Raw genomic sequence first — 23,020 nt, forward strand, 5'->3', positions numbered from 1 at the left:
GGAACCATTTTTATTGTTTTAAATCAAGTAGTTGTCTCGGTATCGCCGCGTATCTTTGTGCAGGTTGGCACGCTGACGAAAACCCACCAGACCCAGACCATCGCTGTGCTGATGCTGTGGCGAGCATCTTTTTCGCGTGCGGTGGCGTTCTTCGCTATCGTCCTACACTTTTACGCTGGCCTCCCTCGCCCAAAGCCGCAGCTTTCTGCAGGATTCAACATACGCGTCCACGGCGCCGGCGTCCGTTAACGGAACGAGGCCTTCATCGGCGGCGGAGTCAACGCCAGCTTTCATAAGCAAAGGCAATGCCCCTGGTGTGAACCCGATGAATTTGCAATGCGCAAACGCGTCTGCCACGAAATCCCGCGCCGCCGCTTCCCTCGTCAGCAGTTCCGCACCTTCTTCCGTTAACAGCAGAGCAACCGAGTCAAAGAGCACCGACGGCCCGCCATCCACAATGTGCCTGGCGACGATCGTAGTGTCATCGTCGGCGACTACGTTGCCTGCTTTCAGCGCGATCACCTCCATTGTTGCTCCCTCCGCCTCTAGGGCCGCTTGCAGCGCGGTGAAAAGAGCAGCATCCATACCATTGCTGACGAGCACACCGACCTTGCGTCCTTCAAAACTGTCAGGGCCATTTTCTATGATGCTCAAGGCAGGAGACGGCTCCAGATCCTTTCGCGGTGTCACGGCAGCGTCCGCCGCCTTAGGCATGTCGGCGATGCCAACTTTGTCCGCCACCGTCTGTGCCAAGCCCTCATCAATGTTGAGGAGATGAGCAATCATTCGCTCTCGGATAACCGGTGCCTCGACCTTGCTCAGTTCGAACGCGAGGGCCATTGCGATGTGGCGCTGCTCGGTAGAACTCTGGCTGTTGAAGAACTGGATTGCCTGGCTGTAATGATCCGCGAAACTTTCGGGGCGCAGTCTCACCGTTTGGCCGTCCTCGCCGTCGGCAAAGGATCGGAATCCTCGGTCAGGTGACTCCCTGGGCCCTTCACCAAAGGAGTTCGGTTGGTAGTTGGCCCGTCCTGTGGGGTTGTGCATCGCCATGTGCCCGTCCTGCTGGAAATGATGGAAGGGACATTTCGGTGCATTGATAGGCAGGTGGGTGAAGTTGGAACTTCCAAGGCGCTTCAATTGGGTGTCCAGGTAGGAGAAATTCCTGCCCTGCAAAAGAGGGTCGTTGCTGAAGTCGACGCCGGGAGGGACATTCTGCGTCATAAACGCGACCTGCTCCGTCTCGGCAAAGAAATTGTCGGGCATCCGGTCAAGGACCAATCGGCCAACGGGGATCGGTGGAAGGACTTCTTCGGGGATCAGCTTTGTCGCATCGAGGACATCGAAGTCGAAACCGTCCGCAAACTCCTGGTCAAAGAGCTGGACGCAGAGCTCCCATTCCGGGAAATTGCCCGACTTTATCGCGTCCCAAAGATCCCGGCGGTGGAAGTCCGGATCGGCGCCGTTGATTTTCACGGCTTCGTTCCACATGACAGACTGCATGCCGAGCTTTGGTTTCCAGATGAATTTCACGAAAGTGGATTCATCTGACGCATTGACCAGCCTGAATGTGTGAACGCCGAAACCCTGCATAAAGCGGAATGAGCGTGGGATAGCACGATCCGACATCACCCACATGACCATGTGCATCGATTCCGGCGTCAGGCTGATAAAATCCCAAAATGTATCGTGTGCCGACTGCGCTTGCGGAAATCCCCTGTCTGGCTCAGGCTTCACGGAGTGGATCACATCGGGAAATTTGATGGCGTCCTGAATAAAGAAAACTGGGATGTTGTTGCCGACGATGTCCCAATTTCCTTCCTGCGTGTAGAGCTTGACCGCGAATCCCCGCACATCGCGAGCCAAGTCGAATGAGCCCTTGCTTCCTGCGACGGTGGAAAATCTCACGAACGCCGGTGTCTTCTCGCCGGCGCGCTGGAAAATATCCGCGCGCGTGTATTTGGCTAGCGATTTGTAGGTCTCGAAGAAACCGTGCGCGCCATATCCACGCGCATGCACCACCCGCTCGGGGATGCGTTCATGATCGAAATGAAAAATCTTCTCTCGGAAATGGAAATCCTCGATGAGAGTTGGCCCGCGCGCGCCGACCTTGAGAGAGTTCTGGTCGTCGGCGATTGGGCTTCCCTGCGCGGTGGTCAGGGCCTTGTCGCTGCTTCCAGCAAGTTGGTGTAGCTCTCCACCCTCCCCTCTTACAAGGGTCTGATCATGGATGGTTGCAGTATTGATCTTCTTGGTCGTCGCCCTGCGCGCCATATGGTCCTCCTTGAGGGAACAGTTTCACTGAACAAGCTGCTCAGCAACCAGCGCAGAAGCGACAGGTTCCGCCCGAAACTGCGAGTTGTCGGATTTCTTTAATTGGACTGATGACGAAGGGATTTGAGGGCAGCTGCCGTCACTGCGCGGTTAGCGACCGTTGGCGCGCTACACGCGGAGGAGTTAGCTTGCGCGGTTCTTAATGGGCGATCGGTCATTGCGAACGCGTGCAGGGGCACGGCAAAGAACGCCGCCCTCGATCTACTGATGGCAACGCGACGCTTTCGCCTCGCTGAAACGGGACCGCGTAACTGCTCCTGGCTAGTGCAGCTGGCGCGGCACGAACCATGGCAGGTTCAACCGGGGAAGGCGGCATAAAGCATCACGCTCACCGAAATCTCACTGGGGCTTTCCAAGTCAGCGCATAACGCTTCCCGGCTAGCCTGACATGAGGTGAGGGTCGGCACTCGTCTTCCGCGCTGCTCCCTATAATGCGGGCCAGCTTCGATATCGGTATTCGATCTGTCTGCCGTGACATCATCCATGTGAAGGATCTGGCAACCGTCTCTCCAACCTAAAGTCTCGATCGGGGGGTAAAGCACCCCACTCGCTTCACAATCGGCCCGAGCGTTTTTCCATTGGAACCAAGCAAAGTCCGGGAGGTTTGCCTGTCATCGTCATCGCCAACGAAGGAGTAGCTGCATGAGAAATTCTTTTCGCCTGACGTCTCTATCGCTCGCCACCTCACTGGCGTTTGCATTGCCGTCGCTCGCCGCCGAAACCGCGCAAGACTTCGTAACCAAGGCCGCGATTGGCGGAATGTTCGAAGTCCAGTCGAGTAAGGTCGTCCAAGACAAGATTCAGGATCAGACGCTCAAGGATTTCGCCCAGAAGATGATCTCCGATCATGGGGCTGCCAACGCTAAGCTCGAAAGCATCGCCGGCGAGCAGAAACTGCAGGTGCCTGCCGATCTCGATGCTTCTCACAAGAGCGACGTCGACAAGCTGAAATCAGCCCCAGCACCGGTCGATAGGCCGTATGCGGACTTGCAGAAGGCGGCGCATGCCGATGCAGTCAATCTGTTCGAGACGTACGCGAAGGATGGCGACAATCCCGCCCTGAAAGCCTTCGCATCGGAGACGTTGCCCACGCTGAAGATGCATCAGGACATGATCCAGAAGCTTGCAACCAAGGCCCCTGCCGGCGAGAGCACCACGCCTGCGGTCACAAGCAGCGGCGCCAACAATCCCGCAGCTCCTTTACCCGGCGCCAACAGCTTCACGGAAGGCCAGGCAAAGAGCGCGATCGAGAAGGCCGGTTATGCCGACGTCTCTGCTCTGAAGAAGGACGACAAGGGCATCTGGCGGGGAACGGCGAGCAAGGACGGCAAGTCCACCCCAGTCGCTCTCGACTATCAGGGCAACGTCGTTGCCGGCACTCAGTAATCAGAAACAAAGGACAATGAGATGCAAACCATAACAGGATTGTTCGACAACTATGACGATGCCAACGATGCCATGGGCGAACTTGTTGCAACGGGCGTGCCTCGCGATGAGATCAGCATCGTGGCCAACAACGCGACCGGGTGGTACAAAGCCGACGAAACCGAGGCCGGTGAGGATGCGGCCGCCGGAGCTGGCCTGGGCGCCGTTATTGGCGGCGCCGGCGGCCTGGCGACTGGCCTCGGGTTGATGGCCATTCCGGGCCTTGGCCCTGTCGTTGCCGCAGGATGGCTGGCGGCCACCGCTGTCGGCGCGGTCGGTGGCGCCGTGGTCGGTGGGGCAGCTGGCGGCATTATCGGGGCTATGACGAAGGCAGGTGTCCCGGAAAACGATGCCCATGTTTATGCGGAGGGTGTCCGTCGCGGTGGAACGATGGTCACGGCCAGGGTCGAGGATAACCTCGCCCCGAATGCCGAACAGATCCTCAAGCAATACAACTCCGTCGACATCGCTGACAGACGCTCTGAGTACGAAGCCAGCGGCTGGACCGGTTTCGATCCAGAGGCCGACGTCTACCCTGAGGAAGACCTCCGCCGGGTCGGACGCGGGCGCGATCTCTGATGTAAACCGCGGGGCGGCGAAAGCCGCCCTGTCCTTCTCTTCGATCCGATCGATCTACCCGAGCGCCTAAGCGGCTAGCGACCCTTGAGGTCGACCCAGGCGGGAGCATGGTCGCTTGGTTTCTCCCATCCGCGCAATTCAACATCGACGCCAGCTGCGTGAATCCGGCTGGAAAGCGCCGGACTCACCAGAAGATGATCCATGCGCAAGCCGGAGCTGCGATCGTAACCGCCCTGGTAGGAGAAATTCCAGTAGGTGTAGATGCCTTTTTCCGGATGCATTGTGCGTACGGCGTCGACCCATCCGCTGGCCAACATGTCAGCATATGCCTTGCGACTCTCGGGGAAATACACCGCGTCTCCAACCCAGCGCTGCGGCACCACCGCGTCTATTGGGGTTGGGACGACATTGTAGTCGCCACACAGAACCGTCGCCACGTTTTCCTGGAGCAGCAGGTGTCCGTGGGCAATCAGACGGTCGAACCATCTAAGCTTGTACTCGAATTTTGGTCCCGGCGCCGGATTGCCGTTTGGCAGATAAAGACAGCCGACGATCAGACCATCGACCTCGGCCTCGAGATAGCGGCTGTGCGTGTCGTCCGGGTCGCCCGGCAGACCGCGTCGCCGTTCCAGGGGCACTCGTCCGCGAGCCAGGATGGCAACACCGTTGTATGATTTCTGACCGTGCCAGATCGCGCCGAAACCGGCGTCCTCGATTGCGTTGACCGGGAATTTCTCGTCCGATGTCTTTAATTCCTGCAAACAAACGATTTCGGCAGGGGTTTGGGACAGCCATTTCAGCAGCACAGACAGCCGACCGTTTACACCATTCACATTGAACGTTGACACACGGGTCATTGTCGATCGCATTGCGCCACCTATTGTGTTGATCTCGGGGGTGGATGACGTCGCCGCATGATATCGATAAGGCTGCTATGAAGATCATCCCAATTTTCAATTATGTCTTTGTCGGTAATGCCTTCTGCCTATGCTTCAATTACGAGCCGTTTCGCGAGTTCCGTTATGACGGCATTGTCCACGCGCCGGCCATCAAGCAGACCGTTTCTCTCCATCCACAGGTGTAAAAGCGAACGGCGCGCTGACATATCACTTTGGCGCTCCCGAATTCTCGATCGCATAGACAACAATTCGCCAGAGGCTTTCCCTCTCTCCATTCCACCTAGGCAGAAAGTTGACGCCGCGCGTGTTCATTTATTCATAAGCTCATGCACGCTTTTCCGTTCCGGTTGTCGTGGCGAGTGCCGGAGACGTTGCAAAAGTTGCTCCCGCGCGACTGGCGAAATTCCATTCCTGTCGACAGGAGCGCTGCCTACGCTAGATCGTTGGCGAGGGCTCTCGACAGGGTCAAGACAACCAGAAAGAAGGCTAAACCTGAAGATGCTCGAGCCGCGTTGAAGGGCTGGGCATTCTTCGCCGTTCTCATGGCCGGCATCTTTGGCGTGGCCCATGCCTTAATCGAAGTGTAAGTGACTAACGATCCCGTCCGGTTAGCATTCCATCCTTCCAGTCACACCGACCGTGGCCCGGCGCCTGGGGACGATCATTTCACAACTGCTTCAACCCGCGTAGCGCATCCCGCGCGTCGGCTCGCGCCTCGCTTGCTTCCGGATAGACGGCATAGGCCGGATAGTTGAATTCCCGGGCGCGCCTTCCACGACCTCCAGCTGCCCCGCCTCGATATGGGAAGCTGCGGCGCCCATGTACCTTCCGCCGGCGGCAAGGATGTACTTCAGCACGAGCGGACCAAGACCGACCATCAATCCCGGTCCTCCGAAGGCAGAGGAACTGGTACCATTCTGGCGACGTCAGGCGTCTTTTAGGAAGCACCTGAAGTACCCGTGCAATGAACATATGGAACTCCGCCATGTAGTTGCGCAAAAACTGCTCGGTGGATTCAACCGTCACTTCGCCGCTATCCGTGATCAGGCCCGGCGTGAACTGTATATAGGCTTCCGGGGCATTCATTTGCGGCGAATTGCAAAAGCTCAGCACGCTCCGCAGGTTCTGCTGGGCCACGGCGGTTCCGATAGTGCCGGGCGAGGTCCCAATGACGGCCGAGGGCTTGCGAGCGAAGGAATTCTTTCCATAAGGGCGGCTTGCCCAGTCGATCGCGTTCTTCAGCCCGCCTGGGATCGAGCGGTTATACTCGGGTGTTATGAAAAGCACTGCCTCCACAGCGGCGATGGAGTCTTTGAAAGTGCGCGCGACAGGTGGAAAGTCGGCATCGTAGTCGTAGCTATAGAGCGGCAAATCCTTGAAGGAAATCTCCGACATCTCAAGCTCTGGCGGGGCGAGCTGAACGAGTGCTTTTGCAAGCTTGCGATTGATCGAGGCATTGGCGAGGCTGCCGATCAGGTAGCCGACCTTATGCGTGGTCATGAAGCCCTCCGGCGTTTCCCACCGACCCAACCAGCAGTATCCGCTTAATCAAGGGTAGGAGCCAGTAAAATTTCGTCAGGTGTCCAAAGCCAATCACAAGCTTTGGATATCAATCTTGGCCGGGCAGGCAAGGCATTCGCCACGTCGGCGTGCTCGGCGATATGGCAGTCATACCGGTCAAATGCCCCGTTGACGGCGACCCTTTTTAACCAGCAATCATATCCCGCGGACGGCCACCTCGATACGTTCTTGTGGATTGTGCTAATCGCCGGCCTCCTGTGGCTGGGGTCGCTGCGCTTAAACGCAAGCCATTGATCCGGTCACTCTCCTGGCCGGAAACATGGATCGGCCCGCTCCGTCGCTGGCACTTCCGATTACGGCAAACCCATAAGTTGACTCAGTGCGGTTTCTGCAGGCGCGGGCGCGCAGGCTTGGACGCCGATGCTTCCTCGGTTCTTCGCGGCCATAGTGATGGTTAGCGTATGGACCCACTGGGGAATGCCGGATAGCCGCGATGGTTGGCGTAAGCAAGATTTCGCGCGTTTGCAGGTCCAGCGCCCCCGCTTGCGGCCTTTTCTATACTGAGCGATACTCTTTGGGGAAAGCTTGGGTTGTTGGGGGTGAACTATGCCAATTTACGACGTCGCAGAGATGTGCCTCGATCGAATTGTTAGATCGAAGGCAATCGAAGCATGTAGTCCAGACGCGGCTGCATTGATCATGAATTCACGCAGGTCAATCTCCCAAAAATGGGAGACAGATTGGATCCGCGTGACTGACGAAAATGGTGGGCGAGTATTCGCGTACACAATCGCCGATGATGGGGCCGACGATCCCTGTGTGTGATGCGCGGCGGACCTGAAAAGCGGGCAGTCCGTCGGGCGCCATTCCGGGCAGCCTGCAACGGAATTGCCCAGTTCAACGATTGGATGACGTGGCAACAACTCGCCGGGCAAGACCCCAGCCACCTTTAGCCCGGCGAGCCTGCTGCCTAATCAGGAGCGTGATCAGGCCCGGGATGACCCGGTGCCTGGTCCAATGCAAGATCGCTGCCAGCGCCCCTGTCCCGAAATGGGACGGCAACGCCATGTCGAGCGCCTTGTGTTTGTTTTGGGGGTCAACACCACGGTGCGCCAGTGCGCCTTGTCGAAGACATTGACCAGTAGGTCGTCAGGCTTGTCGGTCATTAATGGCCCCCCTCCTTCATATGCATGCTTCGCGCATATTTGCATTGGCGCATACGTCGACCAGCCGGCGGGCCGTGCTCACAAACAGCCCGTCGGTTATTCCCGGCTCCTATTCACATCCCAATCTATAGGCATCGGGCCGCATGGAGGACCGTCATGGAAGCAGTTGGCCTTTACCGGTGCCCAGGAATTCCACCATTTGCCTGCATCGTAGAGCGGGCCAAGGCTAGTTACATCAGCCAGGACGCCTACAGATCCGGCGGCTACAAGCCAGACTTCGACGCGTTGCCTTGGGAGGCTGAGTACAGGGCCGCAAAGCAAAAAGCCTAGGAGGGAAGCTCGGTTTTGGCGGCAGGCTGAACCGAACCCCGCCCCCTTTACCATCGAGCGATGCGGGCAACGGACGGGCGTTCGCACGAGCTTTTTCGATCGTCGCGAAGCCTTTGCCTCCTGCTGGTTCCCGTGCGGTCTCCGGAGATGACGGGTGGCGGGTTTGCTGCTGATCAGACTATGCGCAACAGCTCGCGCAGGCGGACTGGCAATCTCGGCGAAGCCTGCAACTCAACACAGCTCGCCTCCCAGCGCTGCAGATACTCGGCAATCGGGATACCGGTACGACCGGGCCAGCGATTGAGTGAGCCCAGTGCCTCGACGCAGCCTGGTGCGCGGTCGTATTCGGCGAGGATGGTCACCGACATCGCCTGGGCGAAAGGATTGAGGCCCGGTGTTTCGATTTCGCTGCGATTGTCCGCAAACCACGCCGCGGCGTTGCCCGTGAGCGCTTGGCTGTCGGCCAGCGTGGTATAGCCTCGGATAATGTTCTGACGATACCCGGCAATGGCATCGCCGAAGGCGTTGTCGCCGGCGAAGGGCGGGTTCTGCTTCCAGTCCATCGCCAGGCGGCCCAGCCCGCGCAGCGAGAAGGCTTCGACCATCGCTTCCTCGAGCCACTGGCAGGGTGGTGACGGCTTGGCCTCGGCCTGCCAGCTGTTGGCGGTGACGTGGCCGAGCTCATGCCCGAACTGGTAGGCAAGCTTCGACCAGTCGCGCTCGCCAATATCCACAATGATCCACGCCATGGTGCTGCCGTCCGGATGCAGCCAGACGGACGGTGGGCCTGACGTATGCTCGTCGACGCGAAGCCGGGTCGGCTGGCGATCGGAGACCAGGCGGACGCCATCCAGGCAGGCGTGCCGCATGCGCTCTACGACTTGCTCAGCTGCGCGCGGCAGCATGTGGCCCCAGTTGCCTGCGAGTTCGATGGGGGCGGAGAGTAGGGAGGTGGCGGTAGGATAAGGCGATGTGGTGGCCGCGCCGCTCGTGCCCCAACCGCCTGACTGAGTCAGCGTCGCAGGGGCTAGGCTTCCGGCTGCTGAGCCCGCAAACAGGGTAACGAAATCCCGTCGCCGCATTTCGATTCCTGATGTCCGATCCATCATAATGAGGAGCATCATGCGAAAATCACAGAGCGTGTCCGTGAGTGGGAACGCGCACTTCGACCTCAGGGTTCCACACTGTTTGACTAGGTAAGCCGAAAGCACGAGGTGTCCCCCCTGGGCAGAGCTGAGCTACTCCCAAGGATCGCCTCGGATCGGCGCGCCGATGGGCAGCTGATAGCGGACGGATGGTGCAGTCCCATTCAGGATGGAACGCGTAGCCGCGTGTCTTCATCCCGGCTCCGGACGTGAGCCTTTTTGATAAGTCGCGCTATCGACGTGCCGGGCGGATAGTGATGGACGTGGAGCACTAGGCCCGTCGCCGAGCTTTTGCTACTCGACCTTCTATACCCGGACACCCGTTCCATTTGAGCCGCCGCCATCGCGATGGTCAGCTCGCGGGCTTTCGGATAGCGCTCGCGCACGATCGCGCCAAGCCATTGGCGGAGACCTGCGAGACTGCCTCCAGACCGCACCATCCTTGCCCGCGCCCATCGAGCTCCGAGCCGACCAACTCTCACTTTTGCCGAATCCCGCTCGCAATGCGAATTATGTGTTGTGACGGGACTCTTAAGTTCGCCAGCTGTCGCAGCGCGTACCGCACTGGAAGCCCTACCATTCTGTTGAAGGTGGGAACTGCCGCACCTGCTCGGTGAGTCCCCACTCGGAACAGATTACCGAGAGCTTCCATTTGCTCGCAACATCCAATTGCGCAATGCGTTCCTGCCGGACAGTAAACCACGCATCTAATTCCGCGACGTCGCCATCGAAGTGGTCGACGGGCGAAATTCTTCGTAGAACTAATCCGAATCCGTCGAGCAACATTACAAGATCGTGAAAAAGTCTCTGCTTCTCGTAAATCGGATATAGGTGTGCTTCCAACTGCAAGCCCAAGCATCCGCTGAGCAGATCCCCAAATCCTTTGAGAATTTCAAATTCCGTCCCTTGCGTGTCTATTTTGATAACATCAGGCGGCGGGACTTCGCCGGCCAGAAATAATTCTAAATAGGTTTTCACCTCGACATCAATATTCGACATTATATCAAACGCCGGTCTCACCGAATATCGATCGAGGAACGTTCGATTAGGCAAACGCGTCGACGAGCAACCACTACTTTTGGTCAAATACAAAGTCGATATACCAGAGGCTTCGCCGAGAGCGCTCTGAATTACCACGACCTCCGCAAACCTGTTCGAGCTTTTCCTAAGTTCAACTGCCCTTGCCGGGTTTGGTTCGAACATCACCGCAACAATGCGATCCTCAACTTTTGACCATGACTGCTGAAGGCCACCGGCCGCTCCGATATCCGCTACCACGAGGTGTTTGCCAAGATCTAGATCGCGCCCCGACCGACTAGTCCACGACCTCCAGCTGTCGGCGGTTCTCACTTCGGGTCTTGCAGGCACAGATGCTGGAACTGAAGCGTCGATCATGTTGAGGAATCTGTCCGGAACAATCGCAAAACCACCTTTGAAACTTTGAGACGTGTTGGCACGATCTATTCTTAATCGGGATAAATCATCGGAAAAATCGAAGTCTCCTATGAGAGACGCATTAACTTCTTCAAGAGAATATGGAAACATTTTTCTTATAAATTCATCTTCGCTTAGTCTAAATTGCGTACCATGGCCCGTCCCCAACGAACTTTCCGCCCATTGAATGGACTGAGTCTTTCGTAAATTCTCGAGAGCCAGGTTTCGATCCATCGCTTTAAGATGAAAGAGGAACAGGCTTCTGTTTACCAACTGAGGGTACTGGCAACTATGAAATCCAGGATCCCACGTCAGTGGAATCCTAGAGATTAGAGGTTTACAATAATCTGCAGCAAATCGAACGTACCGCCTTTGAGACAATATCGGGCGACTTAGGTTGATATTCGGCTCCACATTCTGCAGATGCTGCACCTCGACACCAAGGGCAGTGACAAACTGGTCACACTGCCGCCCCACGAAATCTACGAGTCCGGCAAACAGCGCTGGATCCGGAATCAATATCTCATCAACGTCCGAGAATATCACCGCGTCGTAGTAGCAGAGCAAACTCGCTTGAAATCTGCTTACAAATGCCGATCTTTGGTACTCATCAAATTTGTCTCGAGGGACACGAACGGTATTTGCACGTCCTAAGTTATTTGTACTCCCATCGTCCGACCCGTGGTCTAGAACGAATAGGTTTTCTTCACCGACGGCCCGCCCGTAGTGCCGTCGCCAGATTGGCAGGAACACTCTCTCGTTGTATACCATCGTAACCGCGGCGATCTTTAGCTGCTTTGCCACGTCAGGTTCGCGAAGCGTGAACCTCTCCCACGCGCCGCATTCCGTGCGCGAAAGAGTGATCCGCCCATCAGATTCTGCACTGAGAAAGGCGCCTAGCGCCTTGAGTGCAATCTGGCCTCCGTCAAGACGCACCACTTCAAGAACGGTTGAAGTTGCGGTAGTTCCCGCTCCCAACGGCCCTACAATAGACCAGGAATGGTTGGTTGAGCAGGCTATCGGGTGAAGCGTCGTCAATACGACGTGCATGATTTGGGCGCGCGGTCCATCAAACACGAGTCTCGCATTCGGCGGGCTGATTGCGGGGGAGCCGTGCCGCAACTCACCTGTCGTCGGATCAACATTCAGAACGGTTCCGTGCGTCGTGAACACACGCATCGGCGATCCTGGTTGTTCTGTCGGCACGCCATCCTCCGATACCTAGCAGTTCATTCGGCCCTCTACCTACTTCAAATTGGTCCTTCTCGGAATCGAGTTTAGCACTGGAAGTGGCCATAGACTTCGACTTCCGATAAGTGCAGATACTCCCTTCGTGGAATCGAAATCCGCACGAAGCGGATCAGGACCGGTTCCTCGGCGCTCCACAGCAATGGGCGGCCGCTGCTGCACCCGCCAAAGACCTGCCCGGGCTCGGTGCGGAAGAGCAACGTCCATCGCTCTCCATCTGTTGATCCCTCCACAATCAGTGGCGAGGCTCGTCGCTGCATCCACTCTGGAATATTGTCACGATTGAATATCCTAATAGCTAACACTTGAGCTAGCTGTTCAAGGTCAACCATCCACCACGGATTTTCGGTATTGTTAGTGTGAAATCCCAGCACTTTCGCTGGATTTCCGTTTGCGGCATTCCCCGCGTCTTCCTCCACGGTGCGGCCATTGGACCATTGACTCACGGAACTTTGAGTGGCTCGCTTGTTAAGCGCGAGATTCGGCAGCGACAGGTCTATGCGCGGTTGCGCCTCAAGCTCGCGGACCGGCTGGTAGCCCCGCAGTCTACCAACTTCGAGATAGTGGTGCAGCGGATCCTCGAACCACCCTTCGCTTATCTCCATTGCGGCGTCGATGTATCGGTGCGCGTACCAGACGGAGTCGAAGGTGATGGCAGACCCCTGCGCCGCCCTCGTCGGCAAGCCGTTGTCGTAGTTCTCCCTCGGCACACGCAGGAAAGGAGCGGCGGTCTTCAGCAGCGCGACCTGATTGCGCGATATTTCTTTCCATCTGCCTGATATCCGTTGGTGATATTCCAGGCTCTGTTCCTCAGGCAATCCATAGTTCAACGGAAATAGAAAGTATCTATAGCGAATGTCGTCAACCGGCAGCAGATCGATCTCGCGATGGTGCGCTGGATTGTAGAAACCACTGAGTGGAAGAAAGATCGTCTGCGCTCGGGAAAGCCACGCCGCTAACCAGGAGAACGTACTGACCGCAACGACAATGTTCTTTGCGGAACGAATCAAATCGAAGTCCGCCCTAGGCCCTTGGCTGTCGTAAAATATAGCTTTCGGGAAGCGAGATTTAAGCTGTCGTACGTACTCTGAATCGGCGAGCTGTCCGGCAAACACCGGATTTAGCCCTGTCGAAGCGATCACATCCTCATAAAACTCTATTGGAAGCAGTGGATAGTGGGGTACACCCTGAAGAATTTCAGCGGTACGAACATTAATCAGCAAGTCACTTTCGCCGATTTTCCGCGAGGGGGGACTGTAAGGGAAAAGCGGTTGATAGACGTGAGGCGGCTCAAGGAACTCCATCCTCTGCAGATGGTCGGCCATCATTATGCGGACCGACTCGCTCCGGTTCGCAAGAACGCAAATCTCATTAATGTGAGGCCGGAAAGCGTCCCAGGTCCATAGATCTATATTATCAAAAAAGTGTTCATTCTGCGTATCGTCGGGAATTTCCAGATCCCACTCCGGAATCGAAACGTTAACAATGCTACAATTCGCAACCCGCTTAGATATTGTTAGAGCACCCATATACTGGATCATTTTATTTGCTAAATTGCCTCGATGCCTCATAACGACTACGCGCCTGCGCGTAAAGTGATTATCTTTCGTCAACTGCATCATCGCGCCACACGCCTCCGTAGTCCCGGTCCCGCCATACTTACTGACGGATTTTCGAACCCCACATCAAAACTGTTTAACAGTTGCACCACCTTGCGCAATATTCTTCAACTGACAGAAGTGTTGCAGGTTATTTTTCAACCTGTTGTTCTCCGGGTCCAAGTTCAGCGCCCTTTGTCCCCATTCCACGGCGCGGTCCATGACATTGAGGCGCCATGCCGCGATGGCGCCAAGGTCGTACAGCCGAAACCCCCAGCAGTTCGCGTCGTCAAGGTAACTACCTGTGCGGTAGGTCTTTTCGATCCCATTGGTGCTGGCCCAGAAGAGATTCAACCAGTCGGCCTTGCCATGAAACTCTTCGGCCAGGTCAAGCCAGATCTCGCGCCGGTGCGGTGCTTCCATCCTCGCCTTGTCCAGCCAGGACAATTTCTGCTCTGGCCGCATGCGCGCGATATAGCGCATCGCCTCGGATCGTTCTTCCGCCCACTTGCTTGTCGGCAATTCAAGGTAGCGCTCAAGCAGTTGAACGGCCCGCTCTTGTTGGTTGGCCCACATCAAGTCCCGCCCGAGCCAGAAGCAGATCTGCGCGTCGTCGGGATCTTCCTTGTGCGCAACCTCCATCAGTGGCAGGTAGCTGCTCCTTGTTGGCTTGGTGAGGTCCTGCACTTCGAACATGACAATGTCGTTGCTGTTCGTGGTGACCTCTCGATCGCCGGTGAAAAACAAGGCCTCATGCACTGGCCGCTTGAAACGATATCCCCAGCGATGGTGAAAATTCTTCGCCGGCCAGCTTCGCAGCGGCGTAGGGTCATCGACACTCGATCTGTAGACCGTCTGGCAATAGAGGGCTGTCGTCTCGGGCGTCCAGGCCGCCTCGAGCTTCGGCCGCCAGCCGGGCTCGAGAAATCGATCCATGTCCATTGTACAGCAGACATCGACGTCGGGCGGGATTAGCGCCATGGCTGCGTTGCGGGCATCGTCGAAACGCCACGGGCGGACCGCTATCCGGTGCACGGTAACGCCGGCAGCGGTCAGCCGCGCCACCGTGTCATCGGTACTGCCGGTGTCAGCGACAATGCGATAATCGGCGTCGACGGCCGAGTTGGCCCAGCGCTCCACGTTTGCGGCCTCATTCAACGCTATGGTGTAGACGGCGACTTTCACCAGAAACCTTCCATAGGATCTATGAGCGAAAGGAGTATGTTCGGTAGACAAAACGTATCGGCCTGGCGATGTATGGATTGGTATCGATCATGGTAAGAATTGACTTCATCTCTTCATAAGGATCAACACCGATCGAGCGAAGATACGAGTAAAATGCACCCGTCTCGTGATTGCTTACTTGGGTATGCCGCATCAGAAATTCATCGACGATGCCCGCTGTCCAGCGGTCCGCGAGGTGATGACCCCAATATAGATCCAGTCCCCATCCTGAGATCGATAGGTCAAAGGAATGGAGCATCTCCTGCAGGAAGGCGCGCCTGAAGAACGGGGCCATGACCTCGACCCAATTGGTGGTCCGCAGCTTGAGGCCGGGATGCTCGCGTGTCAGCCCCATCGCGTCGATGCAATCCGGGGTCAAGGCGGGTTGAGCAAGATCAAGCGAATATTCTTCGCAAATTGCAAAAAAAGCATCCGGATTGAAAAGAAGTTCTATATCGTCATCAAGAAATAAGGCCCCCTCATAGACGTTATGAAGGTCTGTAGCCTCGAAGAACCGTTTAGCGCCGTGCATTTTTGATCGGCCGCCCGCAAAAACAATTTCGGCCCTATTTCGAAGAATATCGTCCCGGTGTGGCGTAGCGTAGTAATTTATCGCGAGGTCGTACTGGCGCTCCCCTTGCGGGATCTCGGAAAAAAACGAAGGGCGACGCTTCGATCCGGCGCGTATCAGGACGAGATATCGCCTCGGGTCCCTCGGGACCGATAACAGCTGAATATCGTTCGAATTCTCAAACATTGAACCGACGGTTCTCGCTCAGATTGTTACCGAGTATCCCCAGTTCCCGCGCACTTGCGTATGGCTACGAGACCACCCATCAGCTTGGCGCGATTCAACTCGTAGTGGCTGTCGAAGAACAGGATTTCGGCGAACTGACCGGCAAGCGCGCTCACCCCCAGCGGATCGACCGAACGCGCGCTGCCCTGCTCCTTGATCTCACGCAGCAGGGTCTTGGTCAGCGTGATCTTGCTCGCGTCTTCACCGGGCGGCTGCCAGTCGAGGTCTTCGATGAAGTACCAGCCACTCGGTTTAAGCAAGGAAAAGAATTCGCGAAGCGTAAGCTGTTCCCCAAAGGACGCGTGGCTGCCGTCGTCGATCACCACGTCAAGTGACTCAGGCTCGAGTTTCGCGGCGATTTTGCGCAGGTCCTCCGCCCTAGACTGATCGCCGACAAACGACCTGAACCTATCATTGTTCAGATGGGAAAGATCGTTGAGGTCGACGCCGATCACTTGGCTAAACGGAAAGTACTTTTGCCAAAGGCCCACCGATGCTGGTGTGGCCCGATCGTCGATCGCCGCGCCGCGGTGCTGTACGATCTCCATAATACGCTGCACCGCAAGCCGGCGGCTCGACAGCAACCGATCATAGACGCGAGCATAGCAGTGCCGGTTGCCTGTGTGTCGATTCTTGTCGGTCGGAAATTGGTCGGCAAGCTTCGTTAGCGAGGAAAATCCGGCGAGGGGATCCATCAGCGACGAGATCAACGGCGCCCCTTCGCCGCCCAGCCGGGCCTCATTGCGCGCCGTCCACAGATGGACGCCGAACACCCGCTCATCGTTCAGATAGTCGGCCAAGTCCGCTATCGGCTTCTCGAACCGGTCGATCTCGGTCCAATCGATGGTGTTGAAGAACATTGGGCTGAACACCCATTCTCGCAGTTCGGCTCCCGCGCTGGAGGCAATGTAGTCGGATAGAAGCTTGGGGCCGATGTCGCCGAACTCCTTGCCGCTGGCGTCATGGAAGCGCGAGATCGACAACTCATACAGGGCCCTGAGATGACTGCAGTAGGGTCTGGCATAGATGACGTTACCGCAAACAAAATGACCCTTGTGCGATCCGCGCCATTGCAGATTGAAGAAATGATCGCCGCGGAACGGGAAGGCTCGCAGAAGGATGATATCGGAATCCATCCATAGCCCACCATGCTCGTAAAGCAGGGCGTAGCGAAAGATATCGCTGAAATACCTGATCTCGGAGCCGGCGACGATCCGATCGAACAAGGCTCGCGGCATGACGTCGTCGGCATTGCGGAGTTCGACCCCGTGCGGGACGAGGAATTCGAGCTTCTCCGGTGCGAAGCTCCACACCCGCACCGGATGGCCCGCTGCCCGCATCGACGTCGTGGCAGCGATCAAAGTACGATGCTCGGCCTTGTCGGACATTACCTGGTAGAAGCAGTTGATCTGCGGAAGCGCGGTACCGTCGCTGCCAAGGAAGCGGGAAATCCGCGCGTCGAACTGGTGCGATCGTTCCCGCCGTTCCGGCGGAGAATCGACGTCGCGCAGGAACGGCGCGAGCTCATGGAAGATGTCGTCTGCCGACTTCATTCCGCCAGGGCCGAGGTCCTTGCCTTCCGACGGCGCCTGGCTTGCGTCGCCCATGGCTCCGTTGTCAGCACAGTCAGGCTTGATCCCTGCTTTGGTTGGCGCAGCGCCATGCCCCGAGACCAGCGTCACCCTGGACGCCGTGCCGGCCGCACCTGATGGCAGGCTATCCACGTCGTCCAACATCGACCTAACCTCCGCCTCGTCGACGGTCGCGATCCAGGATTCGCTGTCGGTGACGCTGTAGGAAATCACCAAACGCCTTTCGTCAGGGTGCCACGCCAGCCCGGCAGCAAATTCGACGCCCTTTTTGTCGAAGAAGAACGGCCGGCTTACTTTTCGCAAGGTGTTGGCTTCATCGAACCAGACGAACCGATGCAGGTAGTAACGCCGCTTCTCGGCGGCCCGCCACTGGACTTCATGAATCAATGCAAGCCACCCGCCGGCAAATGCGATCAGCTGTGTTCCACCCCTGAAACTCTTCGCTGCAATTGCGGGAGGAGTCTCGCTGAGAGTCGAGCCCCGCTCGTCCACGGTCCGGGTGGGATCGCAAAGGTAGATGAATTGCAACGCCTCTGCCCCTCCCCCCACCGTGCCTGGCTTGACTTGCGGCATCCAGTTCTTCTGGTGCAGCCGCGGCCCCGCCGGGCGGAGTACGCGCCAGTCGGTGAGCCGGCAGGAAGCGTCCTCATCAATGCGCGCGACGATCTGCTCGCACCAGCCCTCCTCCGTCAATTCGCGCACGCACGAGACGCCCCATAGCGCATCGCGCCAAGCGAACAGGCGCATGTCCTCAAATCCGAGAACACGGTCGTTAGTGGGTTCCGGCATATCGGCCGGCGGCAAAACCTCGCTTGCGGACTGAATGGCGAGCTCATCACTTAATCGGAGAAGGAAATTGCGCGTGTGAACCGGCACTCCACCCGGCGTGTCGTATTGCAGGTTGTCTTCGGCCAGCGTGTAATTCACCGTTCGCTGCAAAAGCACGATCCGGTCGCCCAATCGAGCCACCGACTGGTTTGACGACCGATAGCCATCGGGCGCCGTAAAGCCGACCGGACGCGCGCTAAAGGACGGCATCATTGTCTTGGCGGACTTCACATAGAAGAACAGGTTGGACCACGCCAACTCCCTCGGGCCATCGTCGATTGTCCGGTTCAGCGCCAGCCAGTTGCATGCCGCGAAACCACGGTCCTTGCGCACGGGGTCGCGCGCGTAGTTTGCCGCTATCGCAAACTCTTCCACCATGCCTGTCGTGTAGATGTAGTCCTCGATAAACAGGATGTCCTGTTCCGGCCGCTTAATCGCCAGCCCCGCTTCCGAAAACAGGGCGCTGGCGTGGTTCATCCCTTTGTCGCGGTAGAACCGGGCCAGGTCATAGAGCGGCTCGGCTCGTTGCGGCCGTTGATTGAAGGCGGCAAGCGCCTGCTCAATGAAGCCGGGCTCGTCGCCCAGTTTGCGCAGGCAGCGAGCCCCCTGAAGGCGGGCGTTCCACGCCTCCTCGTCCCAGCCGCCCATGGCGGCGCGTTTGGCGTAGGCCACCGCGGCCTCCGCGGTCCGGCCGGCATCGCGATAGGATTGCGCCAGGTAGAACCAGTAGCGCTGATTTTCCGGATCCTTTTCGAGGGCTTCCAGCAGAAGCTTCGCATCACGTTCGAATTTGTCGACGCGGTTCGATCCGCTGGCGTGGTCCTTGTACCAGGCACCGCGCAGCTCCTGCACGCCCCCAGGCACATCGAGATATTCGTGGGTCACACCGTAATAGCGCGCGCCGGCGTCGCGCCTGACCAGGCGCGTGTTCCAATAGGCCAAGCCGGACTCCGACCGCTGCAGCAGCCGATAGCCCGCACTGTCGAGCCGCGATCGGAAGCCCGCGTCCTCGACCATCAGCTCCATGTCGGCGTCGTCAAACAGCAGATAATCGTAGGCGAGTGGCGAGGCATAGGCGTGATCGAGCGCTGCGTTGCGCGCCTGCTCGAAATTGTGGAATGGGAATTCGTGCAGCTCGCCGGGCAGGTTGCGAGCAGCGAAGAACGATTTGATGAAATCCTGGGTCCCGTCGGTCGAGCCGGTATCGCCGATGACCCAGCAGTCAATGTGGTCGACAACCGCACCGAGACAGCGTTGAAGGTTCGCCATCTCGTTCTTGACGATCATATTGAGGCAGAGCCGCTTGCCGTTTGTCATTCGTGATCCATCGGCCTTCAATGCGACTGTCGGCGACAGGAACGGTTCGCGTGTCGCCGCGCTTGCCGGATCCGTTTCGATGCGGATTCGCCGAGCCTGGACCGCTCATGCCTTCGCCCGCTGTAGCTGTCCACTTGCCAGTCCGGCTGCGCAACAGCTTCTATTTCAAAGATCCGATCACTCCTTCTCATGGATCCTATAGGTCGTTCTCAGGAAACCGCGCTTAACCTTGTCCACAGTGGTTAGCAGCCAGCCGTCGGGCCAGCGGGCGGCAACGGCGACCGTGAAAGGAGGCTGCTTGAACTGCAACGCCGGCATTCACCGCTCCGTCCGGTCTGACCGGTAAGTTCTGTATTTCGCCGCCATTTGCAGGCTGCCGTCAAGGCCGAGGCACCAGCGTCCGCTGAGACATTGCCAACCCGTCTGGCTGCGCCATCGTCGATAATTTGCATGGAAGATGGAGACCTTCAATTGCTGTCTAAAGCAGGCAGGATTGCAAGTAGTCCTATTAAACATCTGATTGTCATACCGATTCTCCAAGCCATCTCCCCTGCAATTGCCAAAGCGGCACTACCTCGTTCGAGCTAATTTAGTAGTTGCTTAATTTATAGTTTACAATTTGCTAATTTTCGAATCTACTAAACCGCGGTGTTGAGGGGCCCTCGCAGTTTGGACGGCCGAATGCCGGAATATCTGCGAAATTCTTTCTTGGGAGTTGAGTTAGAAGGGTCTGGGTTATCAAGGACGTTTCGCGGATTGGAAGGCGCGTCCACCGGGCACGCCAGTTATATGTCGCGACCATGTCCCCCCTTGGTTTGGAGGCGGACGACTTCCCATTCCCTTAAGAATTGTCGCCGAGGCATCGGCGCCATCGTTGATGGGAGTGGGTGTTGGGTCGAGTCTTGCCACGTGCGCACGGGAGGGGTGCACAGCCTCGGTTCGGCTGGCCGCAAAACCATCAGCCGGCCGATCGCCCGGAGTTCGGTGAGCACCAATATGCGCGCGAGGCAGACCCCGCCGCGCTTGACGCAACCGGCATTCAGCCTGAACCCGCCCTAAACCAGACCGGCTTCGCCATCGGCCGCGTACGCGAACTCGGCGCGGACCCGGCGGTGGCGACCTCGATTGTCGCAGATCACTTGTCGTTCAACGTCATTCATTTGAAGGACGACGGCTTTCCAATCCCGGAGTTTCCTGACGAGCCGACGCCGAGCCTTCGGCGTAGCCTGGAGGGATTGCGTAGTGGGTGGGATGACATCGCCTGCCGACCGGCGGTGCCGTGGTACAGCACCCCGTTTCGGACGGCGCAGATTCATTTGCAGACAAGCGCTGGAAACGATCGGCCAGACGCTGCAACCGATGCTTTGGACATCGGCGGCAATCCCTTCATGGCAGTTGCGGGCGGCTCACGGCGGGGTCGTCCACGCTTCGCTGATCCGCCCCACGATGCGGCGCCGTTCGATGCCACGACGCCGCCAACCCGACAGAGACTATCCGCCCGCTCGATCGCGCCGACCTTGCTGGCGCAGCCGATCGGCGGCGATTGAAAATTGAGAGTGACGACAGAAAAACGCAGCGGCGCATTCGTCCGCTGACCACGGAGAGTATCATGAGCTATATAACAGGGTTTGCAGTCATGGAAGTTACCGTTAGAGGCGCCTTGCCCATCGGCGACACGACCGAAAATGTGCCCTATTTCATCCTGGACACGGCTAAGAGCGCCATCGTCGGTCAGGTCATCCTGCCCAAGGCCGTCAAGCGAAGCCTCGCTGTCGCTGTCACCGTCAAGGTTCCGGCCGCAGCCGGCTCATTTGCGATTGGTACGTTTGACGATGGCGGGAATTTCCAGGCCTGCAGCTTTCTCCGCGTAGAGAGCCCTTCTGTCCAACGACCCGACGGCGCCGTCGGTCTATCCGGAAGATGACCGTCCAATCTCCTTGTCGTTGTCGCGACCGCACGCCGGCCTAGCGTCGGGCGGTTTTTCCCTAGGATTGAGTTCAAAGCCAACAGGAGCCAGTCATGGCCCGTGCCTCTGAAATTCTCTTTGTCGATCCTTCAGTCTCCGATCTCAACACGGTTCTCGCCAATCTGAGGGCCGAAGTCCAAGCAATAGTGCTGGACGGCCGCCGACCGGCGGCACAGCAAATCGCCGCCGCGTTGTCAGGGCACGAAGGGCTCGACTCGGTCCACGTCATCGCTCATGGCGCGCCTGGCCGGGTTAGCTTTGCTGCAGGAGAGTGGTCGGCCGCCACAATGAAGGAAGATGCTGGGGATCTTGCTGCAATCGGCAGGGCGCTTGCAGCGGACGGCGAGCTGCGGCTGTGGAGCTGCGAGACGGCATCAGGGAATGCAGGCGAGACCTTCATAGGGGCTTTGGAACGGGCGGTCGGCGCGGACGTCCGTGCATCCCGGTCGCTGGTTGGCGCAGCCGCCCTGGGCGGCGCCTGGGAACTTTCCGAATCCTCCCCTCTGCCGCCAATCACTCCAGTCGGCGTGGCGAATTACGCGGGGGTACTTGAAGCGGGCGACCTGACGCTTACCGGCACTGTAGATGCGGGCAGCAGTAAAAGCATTAATACATATTACCTTATTGACACACAGAATACACCGGCTACTACAGACGACTCGGTTGTTGGTAGCTTTGTTCTTCCGTCCTCAGCTAATGTCGCCGCTCCAAATTTTGCGATAACTATAACAGTCCCTGATATTACTCACACGTATCTTATCTACGATTCGGGATTTCGCCTATACGGCACGCTTTCCCCTACCGTCCCCGCCACTAATCCTCAAACTTATACTTTCTTTACCGAGACCATCAACAATATCGGCGCCGCAGGCAACGACGGCGATCACTTTAAAAATGGCCAATTGACCATCGCGAGTAGTGGTGCTGTGGGTGCAACAGGCCCTGCAGGCCCGACCGGAGCCACGGGTGCTACCGGTGCGACAGGTGCCACGGGGGCAACTGGAGCGACGGGTTCGACCGGCGCCACGGGCTCAACAGGTGCGACTGGCGCAACGGGTGCTTCAGGTGGCACCGGCTCGACTGGTGCGACAGGCTCTACCGGTGCAACCGGAGCGAGCGGTGCAACAGGAGCCACGGGGGCGACTGGCGATACGGGTGCCACGGGTTCGTCTGGCGCCACAGGTTCGACCGGCGCGACCGGAGCGAGTGGTGCAACGGGCTCCACTGGCGCAACAGGCTCTACCGGAGCGACCGGTGATACCGGAGCGACTGGCTCAACCGGGGCCACGGGCGATGCCGGTGCGACAGGCTCGACTGGTGCCACGGGCTCGACCGGTGCGACTGGCTCGACTGGTGCCACGGGTTCGACCGGTGCGACCGGCTCGACCGGTGCCACGGGCTCGACCGGCGCAACAGGTTCGACTGGTGCCACGGGCTCGACCGGAGCGACAGGCTCGACCGGCGCAACCGGCGCAACCGGCGCAACCGGCTCGACCGGTGCCACGGGCTCGACCGGCGCAACAGGTTCGACTGGTGCCACGGGCTCGACCGGTGCGACTGGCTCGACTGGTGCAACTGGCTCGACTGGTGCGACCGGGGCAACTGGCGACACCGGCGC

General features: G+C 58.1%; 14 protein-coding genes and 1 pseudogene. 6 read left to right on the forward strand and 9 right to left on the reverse strand.

All coding sequences use genetic code 11. The features are described 5' to 3' along the window. Positions 1 to 162 precede the first annotated feature (162 nt). Positions 163 to 2,274: a catalase gene (locus FJV83_RS29290; RefSeq protein ID WP_142878162.1), complete on the reverse strand. Its 2,112-nt coding sequence runs from the start codon at positions 2,272 to 2,274 to the stop codon at positions 163 to 165. A gap of 702 nt (positions 2,275 to 2,976) precedes the next feature. Here FJV83_RS29290 and FJV83_RS29295 point away from each other — a divergent pair. Continuing rightward, positions 2,977 to 3,720 carry a DUF4142 domain-containing protein gene (locus tag FJV83_RS29295; protein ID WP_142878161.1) on the forward strand — a complete coding sequence of 248 codons (744 nt, stop codon included), beginning with the start codon at positions 2,977 to 2,979 and terminating at the stop codon, positions 3,718 to 3,720. A 21-nt stretch (positions 3,721 to 3,741) separates the two neighbouring features. After that, positions 3,742 to 4,338 (forward strand): hypothetical protein, encoded by a 597-nt coding sequence (locus FJV83_RS29300; RefSeq protein ID WP_095789570.1) that lies wholly within the window; start codon positions 3,742 to 3,744, stop codon positions 4,336 to 4,338. Positions 4,339 to 4,412: 74 nt separating this feature from the next. Here FJV83_RS29300 and xth read toward each other — a convergent pair whose 3' ends face one another. Further along, positions 4,413 to 5,195 (reverse strand): exodeoxyribonuclease III, encoded by a 783-nt coding sequence (xth, locus tag FJV83_RS29305; protein ID WP_095789569.1) that lies wholly within the window; start codon positions 5,193 to 5,195, stop codon positions 4,413 to 4,415. A gap of 77 nt (positions 5,196 to 5,272) precedes the next feature. Between xth and FJV83_RS36605 the strand changes: the two genes are divergently transcribed. Next, positions 5,273 to 5,422, forward strand: coding sequence for a hypothetical protein (locus tag FJV83_RS36605; RefSeq protein WP_185973342.1), 150 nt, complete (start codon positions 5,273 to 5,275; stop codon positions 5,420 to 5,422). A 751-nt stretch (positions 5,423 to 6,173) separates the two neighbouring features. Here the strand turns inward: FJV83_RS36605 and FJV83_RS29310 are convergent. The 7 genes and pseudogenes from FJV83_RS29310 to FJV83_RS29340 all read right to left on the reverse strand — a co-directional run. Beyond that, a pseudogene (locus tag FJV83_RS29310) lies at positions 6,174 to 6,737 on the reverse strand (NADPH-dependent FMN reductase); the annotation flags it as partial. 1,690 nt (positions 6,738 to 8,427) lie between these two features. Continuing rightward, positions 8,428 to 9,378, reverse strand: a complete 951-nt coding sequence (locus FJV83_RS29315; protein WP_246689085.1) for a hypothetical protein — start codon at positions 9,376 to 9,378, stop codon at positions 8,428 to 8,430. Between the two features lie 594 nt (positions 9,379 to 9,972). Beyond that, a complete protein-coding gene (locus FJV83_RS29320; protein ID WP_142878160.1) occupies positions 9,973 to 12,039 on the reverse strand; it encodes an FkbM family methyltransferase in 2,067 nt (688 codons plus the stop codon). Between the two features lie 71 nt (positions 12,040 to 12,110). Beyond that, positions 12,111 to 13,622, reverse strand: a complete 1,512-nt coding sequence (locus FJV83_RS29325) for a discoidin domain-containing protein (protein WP_185973343.1) — start codon at positions 13,620 to 13,622, stop codon at positions 12,111 to 12,113. A gap of 144 nt (positions 13,623 to 13,766) precedes the next feature. Continuing rightward, on the reverse strand, positions 13,767 to 14,864 hold the full coding sequence (locus tag FJV83_RS29330) for a glycosyltransferase (RefSeq protein WP_185973344.1): 1,098 nt from the start codon (positions 14,862 to 14,864) through the stop codon (positions 13,767 to 13,769). 19 nt (positions 14,865 to 14,883) lie between these two features. Continuing rightward, positions 14,884 to 15,660: a DUF707 domain-containing protein gene (locus FJV83_RS29335; protein WP_142878157.1), complete on the reverse strand. Its 777-nt coding sequence runs from the start codon at positions 15,658 to 15,660 to the stop codon at positions 14,884 to 14,886. A 26-nt stretch (positions 15,661 to 15,686) separates the two neighbouring features. After that, positions 15,687 to 19,436, reverse strand: coding sequence for a glycosyltransferase (locus FJV83_RS29340; protein ID WP_142878156.1), 3,750 nt, complete (start codon positions 19,434 to 19,436; stop codon positions 15,687 to 15,689). 890 nt (positions 19,437 to 20,326) lie between these two features. Between FJV83_RS29340 and FJV83_RS29345 the strand changes: the two genes are divergently transcribed. The 3 genes from FJV83_RS29345 to FJV83_RS29355 all read left to right on the forward strand — a co-directional run. Further along, positions 20,327 to 20,983 carry a hypothetical protein gene (locus FJV83_RS29345; RefSeq protein ID WP_142885360.1) on the forward strand — a complete coding sequence of 219 codons (657 nt, stop codon included), beginning with the start codon at positions 20,327 to 20,329 and terminating at the stop codon, positions 20,981 to 20,983. After that, complete coding sequence (locus FJV83_RS29350; protein WP_095776100.1) at positions 20,980 to 21,360, forward strand: hypothetical protein; 381 nt, start codon at positions 20,980 to 20,982, stop codon at positions 21,358 to 21,360. Before FJV83_RS29345 ends, FJV83_RS29350 begins: the two co-directional genes overlap by 4 nt. 95 nt (positions 21,361 to 21,455) lie before the next feature. Next, positions 21,456 to 23,020: DUF4347 domain-containing protein (locus FJV83_RS29355; RefSeq protein WP_142887464.1), on the forward strand; the 1,565-nt coding region annotated here is incomplete at its 3' end.

Source organism: Mesorhizobium sp. WSM4307 (assembly GCF_007003945.1).
Classification (GTDB): domain Bacteria; phylum Pseudomonadota; class Alphaproteobacteria; order Rhizobiales; family Rhizobiaceae; genus Mesorhizobium.